Annotated in this window: 14 protein-coding genes; 9 read left to right on the top strand and 5 right to left on the bottom strand. The window is 60.8% G+C overall.

What is annotated here, in order from left to right:
- Positions 1 to 172: 172 nt before the first annotated feature.
- Together PYH37_RS20460 and PYH37_RS32480 are read right to left on the bottom strand one after the other, a co-directional pair.
- Positions 173 to 1,201 (bottom strand): zinc-dependent alcohol dehydrogenase family protein, encoded by a 1,029-nt coding sequence (locus tag PYH37_RS20460; RefSeq protein ID WP_280733232.1) that lies wholly within the window; start codon positions 1,199 to 1,201, stop codon positions 173 to 175.
- Between the two features lie 6 nt (positions 1,202 to 1,207).
- The gene (locus PYH37_RS32480) at positions 1,208 to 1,363 is read right to left on the bottom strand and encodes a twin-arginine translocation signal domain-containing protein (RefSeq protein ID WP_425336160.1); all 156 of its coding nucleotides are present in this window, start codon (positions 1,361 to 1,363) and stop codon (positions 1,208 to 1,210) included.
- A 43-nt stretch (positions 1,364 to 1,406) separates the two neighbouring features.
- Between PYH37_RS32480 and ypfJ the strand changes: the two genes are divergently transcribed.
- Positions 1,407 to 2,339 (top strand): KPN_02809 family neutral zinc metallopeptidase, encoded by a 933-nt coding sequence (gene ypfJ / locus PYH37_RS20455; RefSeq protein WP_280733231.1) that lies wholly within the window; start codon positions 1,407 to 1,409, stop codon positions 2,337 to 2,339.
- 45 nt (positions 2,340 to 2,384) lie between these two features.
- Here the strand turns inward: ypfJ and PYH37_RS20450 are convergent, their stop codons facing one another.
- Positions 2,385 to 3,383 (bottom strand): aldo/keto reductase, encoded by a 999-nt coding sequence (locus PYH37_RS20450; RefSeq protein WP_280733230.1) that lies wholly within the window; start codon positions 3,381 to 3,383, stop codon positions 2,385 to 2,387.
- A 120-nt stretch (positions 3,384 to 3,503) separates the two neighbouring features.
- Between PYH37_RS20450 and PYH37_RS20445 the strand changes: the two genes are divergently transcribed.
- The 3 genes from PYH37_RS20445 to PYH37_RS20435 all read left to right on the top strand — a co-directional run bounded on the left by PYH37_RS20445 (position 3,504) and on the right by PYH37_RS20435 (position 7,430).
- Positions 3,504 to 4,412, top strand: coding sequence for a LysR family transcriptional regulator (locus PYH37_RS20445; protein ID WP_280733229.1), 909 nt, complete (start codon positions 3,504 to 3,506; stop codon positions 4,410 to 4,412).
- 157 nt (positions 4,413 to 4,569) lie between these two features.
- Entirely contained in the window at positions 4,570 to 5,829 is a 1,260-nt protein-coding gene (locus tag PYH37_RS20440; RefSeq protein WP_280733228.1) for a TCR/Tet family MFS transporter, read from the top strand.
- A gap of 176 nt (positions 5,830 to 6,005) precedes the next feature.
- On the top strand, positions 6,006 to 7,430 hold the full coding sequence (locus tag PYH37_RS20435; protein ID WP_280733227.1) for an MATE family efflux transporter: 1,425 nt from the start codon (positions 6,006 to 6,008) through the stop codon (positions 7,428 to 7,430).
- Positions 7,431 to 7,692: 262 nt separating this feature from the next.
- Here the strand turns inward: PYH37_RS20435 and PYH37_RS20430 are convergent, their stop codons facing one another.
- On the bottom strand, positions 7,693 to 7,824 hold the full coding sequence (locus PYH37_RS20430) for a hypothetical protein (protein WP_280733226.1): 132 nt from the start codon (positions 7,822 to 7,824) through the stop codon (positions 7,693 to 7,695).
- Between the two features lie 229 nt (positions 7,825 to 8,053).
- Here PYH37_RS20430 and coaD point away from each other — a divergent pair, with 229 nt between their 5' ends.
- The 5 genes from coaD to tgt all read left to right on the top strand — a co-directional run bounded on the left by coaD (position 8,054) and on the right by tgt (position 11,978).
- Positions 8,054 to 8,548 (top strand): pantetheine-phosphate adenylyltransferase, encoded by a 495-nt coding sequence (coaD, locus tag PYH37_RS20425; RefSeq protein ID WP_280733225.1) that lies wholly within the window; start codon positions 8,054 to 8,056, stop codon positions 8,546 to 8,548.
- 34 nt (positions 8,549 to 8,582) lie between these two features.
- Entirely contained in the window at positions 8,583 to 9,155 is a 573-nt protein-coding gene (locus tag PYH37_RS20420; protein ID WP_280733224.1) for a peptidylprolyl isomerase, read from the top strand.
- 23 nt (positions 9,156 to 9,178) lie between these two features.
- On the top strand, positions 9,179 to 9,688 hold the full coding sequence (locus PYH37_RS20415; RefSeq protein ID WP_280733223.1) for a peptidylprolyl isomerase: 510 nt from the start codon (positions 9,179 to 9,181) through the stop codon (positions 9,686 to 9,688).
- 76 nt (positions 9,689 to 9,764) lie between these two features.
- A complete protein-coding gene (gene queA, locus PYH37_RS20410; RefSeq protein ID WP_280733222.1) occupies positions 9,765 to 10,847 on the top strand; it encodes a tRNA preQ1(34) S-adenosylmethionine ribosyltransferase-isomerase QueA in 1,083 nt (360 codons plus the stop codon).
- Positions 10,848 to 11,978 (top strand): tRNA guanosine(34) transglycosylase Tgt, encoded by a 1,131-nt coding sequence (gene tgt, locus PYH37_RS20405; protein WP_280733221.1) that lies wholly within the window; start codon positions 10,848 to 10,850, stop codon positions 11,976 to 11,978.
- A gap of 20 nt (positions 11,979 to 11,998) precedes the next feature.
- Here tgt and PYH37_RS20400 read toward each other — a convergent pair whose 3' ends face one another.
- Positions 11,999 to 12,409, bottom strand: a complete 411-nt coding sequence (locus PYH37_RS20400) for a DUF4864 domain-containing protein (protein WP_280733220.1) — start codon at positions 12,407 to 12,409, stop codon at positions 11,999 to 12,001.
- Between the last annotated feature and the right edge of the window lie 4 nt (positions 12,410 to 12,413).

Genomic DNA, 12,413 nt, shown 5'->3' with positions numbered 1-12,413 from the left:
GGCGCGCATTGATAGTCTTTTCAGGCTAGAAGCGGCTTATAGGCAAATGTTTCTGCAAGCGAAACCCCGAAAGTTCCGGAATCGACAAGAAAGGTCGACATATTTGCGCGCGGGGACAAAATGGCTGCTTCGGGGGAAAATCGGTAGTTCTCTTCGATGGTCCCTGCCTGATCTATTCGATGGATGGGATCACCAATACCTTTACCTCTCCGGCGGCAGGCGGATTTGCGATAATGCCCGGCGCCTCGTCGAGCGATACGCGCCGTGAAATCAGCTTGTCGATCTCAATTGCGCCGGAGGCGACCAGATCGGCAGCGCGGCGATGGGTGAAGGGATTGATGAAGGACCCGAGCACGCGCAGTTCGCGGAAGAGAAGGTCGAAGGGCTCGATCTCGACCTTCTCATCCTGCGGCAGCACGCCAAGGACGACGACAGTGCCGCCCGCCTTGGCGAGTCGCGTCGACTGCCTCACGGTTTCCGCCACGCCGGCGCATTCGATCACCACATCCGCGCCGCCGGGAACGAGGCCGGAGGGGCCGGCAATCGCCTCGATGATGTCGGTGGCCGCCGGATCGATCGTCGCAGTGGCGCCGACCTCTTCGGCCAGGCGGCGCTTCGATGCCTGCCGGGTGGAAAGGACTACCGTCGTCGCCCCCGCCAGTCTTGCTAGTTGCACCGTCAGCAGACCGATCACACCGCCGCCGAGGATCACCACTGTGGACCCCGCACGAATCCCTGCCATGTCGATGCCGTGAAGGCAGCAGGCGAGAGGTTCGCAAAAGGCACCGTGCACCGGATCGAGGCTGAGCGGAATTTCGAAGGCCTGTTTCTGAGGAACGATAACGTACTCGGCGAAACCGCCGTCGCGGTGAATGCCGATGGCGCGGAGGTTGCGGCAGAGATTGACCCGGCCCGCCCGGCACTGGGCGCAGCGGCCACAGGAAATATTCGGGTCGCCAGTGACCCTCGCCCCTGGAGCGATGCCCCGGACGGCGCTGCCGGCCTCTACGACGATCCCGCAGAATTCGTGCCCGAGAGTGACCGGCGGGCTGGAAGGAAATTCGCCATGGAGCAGGTGACGGTCAGTCCCACAGACGCCGCAGGCTTCCACCTTCACGAGCAGATCGTCCGGCCCCGGCTCAGGTACCTCGATCTGCCGAAGGAAGATCTTGCCTATCGATTCCAGACGCACCGCTTTCATCTATGTTCACTCCTCCACCCGTGCCATAGGACCCGGAAAGGGATGGGAGGTCAATCCGCTCCATGCTGCCGATGTCCCTGATCCAAGGCCCCGGAGAAAAGAACGGCGCGATGAAACCGTGCGGCCGCGGTTGCGTTTACAACGATTGTCGCTAGGGCATATACATCATTCAATTCATTAACCTTGCGAGCCGGGAGGACAGATCATGGAATGGAAGGGCCGCCGGCAATCCGGAAACGTCGAGGATCAGCGCGGGGCGAGCCCCGGGGGTGGCCCTTTCGGCCGCGGCGGAGGGTTTCGCATCCCGACCGGCGGGGGAGGCATGCGCCGCGCCGGCGGCGGCATGAGCTTCGGGACGATCGTCTTTCTCGTCATTCTCTATTTCGTCTTGAGAGCAATGGGCATCGACATGCTGCAGATCCTCGAAGGCGGCGGTCCGGTGAACACGCCGGGCTTCGAGCAGACTGACGGTTCGCAGGTCCCGCGCGGCACGGCCGAGGAGGAGGAGATGAAGGCCTTCATGGCGACGGTGCTGGCGGAGACAGAAGATACCTGGAACGGCATATTTCAGGCAAGCGGCGAACAATATGAGGAACCGAAACTGGTGCTGTTCAGTGACTCGGTTCGCTCAGCCTGCGGCTTCGCTTCGGCCGCCTCCGGTCCGTTCTATTGCCCCGGCGACCGCAAGGTGTATCTCGACATGAGCTTCTTCGACGAGCTCGCCCAAAAATTCGATGCCGCCGGCGACTTTGCGCAAGCCTATGTGCTGGCGCATGAGGTCGGTCACCATGTACAGAACCTGATCGGCGTCCTGCCGAAATTCAACCAGATGCGCCAGCGCATGAACGAGGCCGAGGCGAACCAGATGTCGATCCGCGTCGAGCTGCAGGCCGATTGCTTCGCCGGTATCTGGGGCAAGTATACCGAACAGAAAGGTCTGCTTGAGCGCGGCGATCTCGAGGAGGCGCTGAATGCCGCCACCCAGATCGGCGACGACACGCTGCAGAAGCGTATGCAAGGCTATGTCGTTCCGGAAAGCTTCAATCATGGCACGTCCGAGCAGCGGATGAAGTGGTTCCAGCGCGGCTTCAACAGCGGCAAGATGTCAGACTGCGACACCTTCTCCGGCTCGGTCTGATTGCTTCGTCTGGACCGGAGCCGAACCCCGGTCCAGATTGCTCGGTCAACCGTGACGTTCGCTGTCCATGTGCACGAGTTGCGCTTCCGGATAGCGCGCGCCGGCGGCCGCCCCCTTCGGGACGGCGTGTTCGATCGCCGCCAGATCATCCGCATCGAGGTGAACCGCCTGCGAGCCGAGCGCCTCGGAAAGCCGGCCCCGCCGGCGGGCGCCCACAAGCGGCACAATGTCGGCCCCTTGAGCCGCAACCCAGGCGATAGCGATCTGGGCGACACTTACGCCTTTTGCTGCGGCAACGCGTCCCAGCGCCTCTACCAGGGCAAGGTTACGATCGACGTTGCCTTCCTGGAAGCGCGGGCTCAAGGCGCGGAAGTCACCGGCACCGACCGCATCCTTGCGCCAGTGCCCGCTGATCAGGCCGCGCGAGAGAACGCCATAGGCGGTGATGCCGATCCCGAGGTCACGGCACGTCGGCAGGATCTCGTCCTCTATTCCACGCGAAACCAGCGAATACTCGATCTGCAGATCGCAAATCGGATGGACGGCTGCCGCGCGCCTGATCGTCTCGGGACCAACCTCTGAAAGACCGATATGACGCACATAACCGGCCTTGACCATATCGGCTATTGCGCCGACCGTTTCTTCGATCGGCACATCCGGGTCGAGGCGAGAGGGCCGGTAGATGTCGATGTAGTCGACGCCAAGACGCTGCAGCGTACAGGCGAGAAAGTTGCGCACCACCTTCGGCCGGGCATCGTAACCGGACCAGCCGCCGGCTGGATCGCGCAAAGCGCCGAACTTGACGCTCAGCTGTATTTGATCGCGATCGCGACCCTTAAGCGCCTCGCCGATCAGCATCTCGTTATGGCCCATCCCATAAAAATCGCCGGTGTCGAGCAAGGTAATACCCGCATCGAGAGCGGCATGGATGGTGGCTATGCTCTCTCTGCGGTCGGAAGGACCGTACATGCCCGACATGCCCATGCAGCCAAGTCCGAGTGCAGAGATCAGCGGGCCGGATTTTCCAAGAGAAACCTTGTGCATCTCACTTCTCCATCGATGATGGCCGTCGCTCGGCCGTTTTCCTTCGCCGCGATATTTACTTCAGATGTTACTGTGCGATAATTGTGCATTAGCCAAACGAGCTGTCCTGATTTTTGCACAATGAATGAGCTCCCTCTCGCAGATCTCGATGCTTTTGCAGCCGTCGCGCGCGAACGCAGTTTTCGGACCGCCGCGCGCAAACGCGGTGTTTCGGCCTCGGCTCTCAGCGAAGCTTTGCGACGACTGGAGACCAAGCTTGGCGTAAGGCTGCTCAACCGCACGACCCGCAGCGTTACGCTAACAGAAGCAGGCACGCGCCTGTTCGAGCGGCTGTCGCCGGCGTTGGGCGAGATCGCGGGGGCTCTCGATCAGGTGGGCAGCCTCCGCGACAGTCCCGCAGGCACGCTGCGGCTGAACGTGCCTACCGTCGTCGCCCGCGAAATCCTGCCGCCGCTCGTCGGTCGTTTTCTGAATGCCAATCCGGCCATCGTGTTGGAGGTTACCGCCGAAGATGGCCTTATTGACGTGCTCGCTGCGGGCTTCGATGCCGGCGTGCGTTATGAGGAACGGGTAGAGCGCGACATGATCGCGATTCCAATCGGGCCGCGGGTGCAGCGTTACATCACCGCGGCTGCGCCGAACTATCTTGTGAAGCGCGGCATACCGCAACATCCGCGCGATCTTCTGGAACACGCCACCATCCGTCACCGTTTCCTGAACGGGATAGCATTGGCTTGGGAATTCGGGGAGGGCGAGGAGGCGCTCACCATAGCGCCGCCGGCGGCCGTCGTCGCCAATACAATAGACCTCGAGATTGGCGCAGCGGTCGACGGGCTAGGGGTGATCCGGACATTCGAGGAATTTCTGATGCCGGAAATCAAAGCAGGGCGGCTCGTGCCGATACTCGACGCCTGGGTGACGAGCTTTCCCGGGCCGTTTCTGTATTACGCCAGCCGGCGGCACATGCCCGCTCCGCTGCGGGCCTTCGTCGATTTCCTGAAATCGGAACAGCGCCGCGCGGAACGGTAAGAGGCGCTTGCACCGAAACGATCAGCGGAAGCGATGCCTTCGATCATAAACTTTGAAATGTTCACGCATTGTTTCGGTTCCGGCGATGCGATACACCTTATTTGGTGACGTCGTTCACGTTCTGTCTCCGCTCCGGCGGATAGCGGAGAGGGGCTTGATGCTCGACAGGAAATTCGTACGACGCGGCCTGTTCCTCGTCTTTCTCATTCTTTTTCTCGACATCATGGGCATCGCCATCATCGTGCCAGTGCTGCCGACCTACCTCGAGGAACTGACCGGTGCGAACGTCAGCGAAGCGGCGATCGACGGCGGCTGGCTGCTGCTCGCCTACTCGGCGATGCAGTTTCTCTTTGCGCCGCTGATTGGCAATTTGAGCGATAGGTTCGGACGGCGGCCGATCCTGCTTGCTTCCGTACTCACCTTCGCGATCGACAATCTGATCTGTGCGCTTGCCACCAGCTATTGGATGCTGTTCATCGGACGCATTCTCGCGGGCATCAGCGGCGCGAGCTTCGGAACCGCATCCGCCTATATCGCCGACGTCAGCGACGACGGAAATCGCGCCAAGAATTTCGGGCTGATCGGTATTGCGTTCGGCACCGGCTTCGCTCTCGGCCCGGTCATCGGCGGCTTCCTCGGCGAGTTGGGGCCTCGCGTACCATTCTACGGTGCCGCCGCCTTGTCCTTCCTCAATTTCGTCATCGGACTGTTTCTGCTGCCCGAAACGCTTGAGAGGGCAAACAGGCGGCGCTTTGAATGGCGTCGGGCCAATCCGCTCGGAGCGCTCAAACAGATGCGCAACTATCCTGGAATCGGCTGGATAGGCCTGGTCTTCTTCCTTTATTGGCTCGCCCATGCCGTCTATCCGGCGGTGTGGTCGTTCGTTTCGTCCTACCGCTATGGGTGGAGCGAAGGGCAGATCGGCCTGTCGCTCGGCATCTTCGGCGTCGGTGGCGCGTTGGTGATGGCGGTTGTGCTGCCGCGTGTCGTGTCAAGCTTCGGGGAAAGGCGGACGGCTACGCTCGGTCTCGCCTTCACTGCACTCGGCATGGCGGGTTACGCAGCCGCTTGGGAAGGCTGGATGATCTATGTGGTGATCGTCGCGACAGCGCTCGAAAGCCTCGCCGATCCTCCTCTGCGCAGCATCGCATCCGCCCACGTTCCGCCATCGGCACAGGGCGAATTGCAGGGAGCGCTGACCAGCATTTCGAGCATAACGACGATCCTCGGACCGCTCGTCTTCACGCAAGTCTTCGGATATTTCACGAGCCCGGCCGCAGGCTATCCGTTCTCCGGAGCGCCTTACGCGTTGGCTGGTTGCCTGATCGTCGCGGCTCTTGCGGTTTTCGTCTCGAAAGTGCGGTCAATTCCCAATGGCACGTTTCGGAATGCCGCGCCGGAACCGACCGAGGCATAGACGCGGTCCGGTTTTCTCGCGAAACGAGCGCCTTCGGATTGATCAATATTTTTGATCGTCCGATGAAAAATTGAGCAGAGTGTCCTTTGTCGCTGGCGCTCGCCGTGGTGGTGCTTTAATTCGCACAGGTCTTCTTCGATGTGATTTTCTGCCCGCCGCAAGAGCCAGGATTTCCTATGCTAACCGCGAATAAAGACCAGGTGCTTCCGCAAACCGACAATTCGTGGGGCAATCACTATCGCGCAAGCTTCTATCTTGGCGTTCCCTTCATCGGCGCTCAACTCGCGCAGTTGGCGATCAACACGACCGATGTGCTGATGGTCGGCAAGTTGGGAGCGACGCAGCTCGCAGCGATCATCCTTGCGACGCAGACCTTCTTCATGATCTTCATTTTTGGCAGCGGCTTTGCCAATGCGGTCGTGCCGATGGCCGCGCAAGCGCAGGGCCGTGGGGACAGGATCTCCGTCCGGCGCTCGGTGCGCATGGGCATGTGGGTGGTTCTGCTTTATGGCGTGCTGACCGCACCAATCCTCTGGATGGCCGAACCGATCCTGCTTTTCGCCGGCCAGAAGCCGGAAGTCGCAGCACTCGCCGGAGAATATCTGCGCATAGCGCAGTGGGCGATTTTTCCGAGCCTCATTTTCATGGTCTTGAGGGCGTTTCTGAGTGGCCTTGAGCGGGCAGGGGTGATTCTTTACGTGACATTGGCCACGCTCGTCCTGAACGCAGTGCTGTGTTACCTGCTGATTTACGGCCATTTCGGTTTTCCGGCGCTGGGTATATTCGGCGCCGCCATCGCAGCACTCGGCGTGGCGCTCCTCGGCGCCATCCTGACGATCGCCTACATCCGCGGCCGCCCGGAGCTCAACCAGTATGAGCTGTTTGCGCGCTTCTGGCGTCCGGACTGGCCGGCCTTCCGCGAGGTTATCCATCTCGGCATTCCGATCTCGTTGACGATCCTCGCAGAAGTTAGCTTGTTCACTGTCGCATCACTGCTCATGGGAACGATCGGCACAATCGAATTGGCGGCGCACGGCATCGCGCTTCAGTTTGCTTCCATCGCCTTCATGATTCCGCTCGGTCTGGCTCAAGCCGGAACGGTGCGTGTCGGTTTTGCCTATGGCAGAGGCGATATGCTCGGCGTCCGGCGGGCCGCGATCGCCGTTCTCGTCCTCGGCTGCGGCTTCGCGGCCGTCGGCAGCACGATCTTCGCGCTATTTCCCCGTCATCTTGCTGCGCTTTATCTCGACACGAGCAGGCCCGATGCCGCGGAGGTTCTTGCCTTCGCCGGTCCGCTGATCGTCATCGCCGGCGCCTTCCAGCTTGTTGACGGTCTGCAGGCAATTGCCGCAGGGATGCTGCGGGGCCTCAAGGACACCAAGATACCGATGATCCTGGCAATGATCTCGTACTGGCCAATCGGCTTCTTCTGTGCCTGGACCTTCGCTTTCCCGCTGAACTTCGGCGGCATCGGCGTCTGGTTCGGCTTTGTGCTCGGTTTGGCGGCAGCCGCATTGCTGCTCAACTGGCGCTTCTTCCGCCTGCTTCGCTCTATGCATGCAATGCCAAACGCACAACTCCTTAAATCGGAAACCGCTTAGGCGCGTCGGTTGCGACAATTTCGAATAAACAAGAAAAAGCCGGACGGGCAGGGGACGCCGTCCGGCTTATAAATGCGGCCGCATCAGGGGAAGAAATGGGGCCGCTGTTGTGAACTTCTCGCAAGAAGTTCTGGAGGCATTCACATATCAGGCGCCGCGACTCTGGCCGGTAGCCCATAAGGCTGCAGAGCAAGCATGACCCTGGAATAATCGAGCAAGAAAACGACGGCGAGCGCCGCTGACATCATCATCGTGGTCGCCATCATTTTCTCCTCAGCCTGTCGCTCACTGCCGACAGAGTCGTCGAACTGTCACGGGCCTCCGCCCGAAGCGCATGGATCGTCGCAAAGAGCATTGCGAGAAACATCGTCATCGAAAACAGAACAAGTTCCATGACCGTGATCCTTTCAGCTCTTAAAACGGCATGTACTCGAAAAAGTTCCACTCATTGCTTGTGCGACATTACAACTTCCGGTGTGAAACCATCTTGAACGCTGCATTCATGTAGCATTCATTTTTTCCGTGACGCTGTTTCCATGGGAACAGGCGAGCGCCGGATCGTGCAACCCTTGCGGTTCGCGCCTGTCCGTGACAAAAGGCTTCACCAAACGGAAACAGGCACGATGACCACCGCTTTCTATCCCGGTTCCTTCGATCCGATGACGAACGGGCATCTCGACGTGCTCGTGCAGGCACTAAACGTCGCGGCCAAGGTAATCGTGGCAATCGGCGTCCATCCGGGAAAGACACCGCTTTTTTCCTTCGATGAGCGGGCGGACCTGATCCGACAGTCGCTAAGCGAATTGCTGCCGGAAAGAGCGGGGGACATCGCCGTCGTCTCGTTCGATAATCTGGTGGTCGATGCTGCCCGCGAGCACGGCGCAAGCCTCCTCGTCCGTGGCCTGCGCGACGGAACGGACCTCGACTACGAGATGCAGATGGCCGGGATGAATCGGCAGATGGCTCCGGACATTCAGACACTGTTTTTGCCGGCGGGCACCGCATCCCGGCCCATTACGGCCACATTGGTCCGCCAGATCGCGGCCATGGGGGGAGATGTCAGCGCCTTCGTACCATCGGCGGTCTATCAGGCGCTACAGGCGAAACGCAAAGCCTGAAGCGGCAGAAGTTTTCACCACGCAGGGAGAAACCATGAAAATCCTCCAACTCGCTTTCTCAGGCGCCTTGGCGCTCGCCACCCTGACCGGAGGCGCCTTCGCGCAGTCGAGCGAAAACCTCCTCACGATCCAGCTCAAGGATGGCCCGGTTGTGATCGAACTCCGTCCAGACGTTGCGCCGAAGCACGTCCAGCAGATCAAGGAACTCGCGGCGGCAGGCGAATACGACAATGTCGCCTTCCACCGGGTGATCAAAGGGTTCATGGCGCAGACCGGCGACGTGCAATATGGCGACATGAAGGACGGTTTTCAGGCTGAGCTTGCCGGTACAGGCGGGTCGTCCAAGCCCGATCTGCCGGCAGAATTCTCCGATGTTCCCTTTGAACGTGGTACGGTGGGCATGGCGCGCGCGCAGAGCCCGGACAGCGCCAACTCGCAGTTCTTCATCATGTTCGCGCCCGGCGATTTCCTCAACGGACAATACACTGTCGTCGGAAAGGTTATCGAAGGCATGGAAAATGTCGACAAGATCAAGCTTGGCGACGAGGCCGGCAACGGTGCCGTCAACGATCCAGACCGCATGATCAGTGTGAAGGTCGGCAAGTAAGTTTAAACAGAAGGAGAAGAACCATGGCCGAGATCAAGGATCCGGAAAACACGATCATCATGGAAACCACCAAGGGCAAGGTCGTGATCGAACTGCTGCCGGATGTGGCTCCCGGTCATGTTGCTCGTGTCAAGGAACTGACACGGGAGGGCGCCTATGACGGCGTCGTCTTCCATCGCGTGATCGAGGATTTCATGGCGCAGACAGGCGACGTGCAGTACGGCAAGACCGGCAGTGATGACTTCAACCCGGCACGTGCCGGCATGGGCGGCTCGTCCAAGCCTGACCTGAAGGCCGAGTTCTCCAATGTCAGCCATGTCCGCGGCACCTGCTCCATGGCCCGCAGCCAGATGCCGAACTCGGCCAATTCGCAGTTCTTCATCTGCTTCACCGACGCTCCCTGGCTCAACAAGCAATATTCCGTCTGGGGCCAGGTGATCGAAGGCATGGAGAACGTGGACAAGATCAAACGCGGCGAGCCGGTGCGCGATCCCGATACGATCGTGTCGATGCGGGTTGCCGCCGACGCCTGATTTGCGCTAATGCACAGACCCGCCCCGGTCGCGCCGAAAGGCGCCGGGGCGGGTTTGCTTTTGTTTGGCACCTTCGATGCGCGTAGACCTGTTCGATTTCGACCTGCCGGAAACTTCTATCGCGCTGCGGCCCGCGAGCCCGCGCGACAGCGCCCGCATGCTCGTTGTGCGGCCGGAGGGCGAACCGGTTCTCAGCGATTGCGGCGTTCTCGACTTGCCCTCCTTCCTGAAGCCTGGCGACGCGCTGGTCTTCAATGACACCAAGGTCATACCGGCACAGCTCGAAGGCATCCGCAGGCGCGGTGAAGAGATCACCACACCGGTTTCGCTGACGCTTCACATGCGCGTTGCACCCGATCGCTGGAAGGCATTCGCACGGCCGGCGCGCCGACTGAAGCTGGGGGACCGGATCAGTTTCGGTCATGGCGGAAGCAGTTGCCTGCTCGGCACACTGGACGCGACGGTCGAAGAAAAGGCCGATGCTGGCGAGGTGACCCTTCGTTTCGAGCTTTCCGGACCGGTTCTCGACGAGGCGATCACGGCTGTAGGACATATCCCGCTGCCGCCCTATATTGCTTCCAAGCGGGCCGAAGACGCGCGTGATTGGGCCGACTATCAGACCGTCTATGCTCGGGAGGAGGGGGCGGTAGCCGCACCGACCGCCGGCCTGCATTTCACCGACCGCCTTTTCGCCAAGCTCGATGAGGCCGGCGTCGAGCGGCATTTCGTGACCTTGCATGTGGGCGCTGGGACCTTCCTGCCGGTCAAGACCGACGATACCGACGATCACGTGATGCACGAGGAAATCGGCCACGTGGACGCGGCAACGGCGGAAAAGCTGAATGCGGTTCGGGAGAGGGGTGGGCGCATCGTCTGTGTTGGCACAACGTCGCTGCGGTTGATCGAGAGCGCTGCAACGAAGGAAGGCACGATCCGCCCCTGGTCGGGCCCGACCGGCATCTTCATCACGCCGGGCTATCGTTTCCGCACCGTTGACATGCTGATGACCAATTTCCACCTGCCGAAATCGACGCTGTTCATGCTGGTTTCGGCCTTTGCCGGGCTCGAGACCATGCGTGCCGCCTATGCCCATGCCATCGCCACCGGCTACCGCTTCTATTCCTATGGCGATTCGAGCCTGCTTTTCCGGAAAGACTAGATGACCGAGACGTTCCAATTCAAGTTGCTTGCGACCGACGGCAAGGCGCGCCGCGGCGAGGTTTCCATGCCCCGCGGGACGATCCGCACCCCGGCCTTCATGCCGGTCGGAACAGTCGGCACGGTCAAGGCGATGTACCTGGAGCAGGTACGCGACGTCGGCGCCGATATCATTCTCGGAAACACCTACCATCTGATGCTGCGTCCCGGTGCCGAGCGCGTCGCGCGGCTCGGGGGCCTCCACAACTTCATCCGCTGGGAGGGGCCTATTCTGACGGACAGCGGCGGCTTCCAAGTCATGTCGCTCTCCGGATTGCGCAAGCTCGATGAGCAGGGCGTAACCTTCAAGAGCCACATCGATGGCGCCCTCTACCATATGTCGCCCGAGCGCTCGATAGAGATCCAAGGCCTCCTCGACAGCGATATCCAGATGCAGCTCGACGAGTGCGTCGCGCTGCCGGCCGAGCCAAACGACGTCGAGCGGGCAATGGAGATGTCGCTGCGTTGGGCGGAGCGATGCAAAGTTGCCTTCGGCGATCAGCCAGGCAAGGCGATGTTCGGCATCGTCCAGGGCGGCGACACCGCGAAGCTGCGAGAGCGCTCGGCACTGGCGCTCAAAGATCTCGACCTCAAGGGCTATGCCGTCGGCGGCCTCGCCGTTGGAGAACCGCAGGAGGTCATGCTTGACATGCTCGATGTCACCTGCCCGGCATTGCCGGAGGAAAAGCCGCGTTATCTGATGGGCGTCGGCACGCCCGACGATATCCTGAAATCGGTCGCGCATGGGATCGATATGTTCGACTGCGTCATGCCGACCCGTTCCGGCCGCCATGGCTTGGCTTTCACCCGCTACGGCCGGATCAACCTGCGCAATGCGCGGCACGCTGAAGACGCGCGGCCGCTTGACGAGCAGTCGTCATGCCCGGCCACCCGCGATTATTCGCGCGCCTACCTACACCACCTGATTCGATCAAATGAATCGCTTGGCGGCATGCTGCTTAGCTGGAACAATCTTGCCTATTACCAGGACTTGATGGCCGGCATCCGCAAGGCAATCGAGGAGGGGCGCTATGCCGATTTCATGGCGGAGACCCAGGAAGGTTGGCAACGCGGGGATCTCCCCCCGGTCTAAGGCTCACCGCTGATCTATGATCAAAGCTCTGGACCAGGCGCGGTCTGAATCATCATCACGCCATTGACCTTATAGTTGCCGTCCGGCTGCTTGACCAAGGCGTAGATCGCCGTCCAGTCCTTGCCGTCCGATCCGGAGATCAGTACCTCCTGGATCACTTCATCGCCGACGACCTTCGAGCGGCCGAAGGCGAAACTGCCCGGCCGGTAGAGGTGCTGATAGTTTCGCTTTACCATGTCGAGGAAAAGCATCTTGTCCGGAAACCTTGCCCGGATCGCCGGCGAGGCGAGGGAATAGGCGGTATCCGCGTCGTCGTCGAGAAAAGCCTGGATCTGGGCACGAATGACGAACTTTGCCGTATCCACCGGTTCGTCCGCGAAGGCGGCTCCCGCGAGCCCGAGATACAGCGCGATAGCGACCACTCTTGTCATGTCG

Source organism: Sinorhizobium numidicum, assembly GCF_029892045.1.
Classification (GTDB): domain Bacteria; phylum Pseudomonadota; class Alphaproteobacteria; order Rhizobiales; family Rhizobiaceae; genus Sinorhizobium; species Sinorhizobium numidicum.
This window is presented reverse-complemented; position numbering and strand designations above follow the sequence as displayed.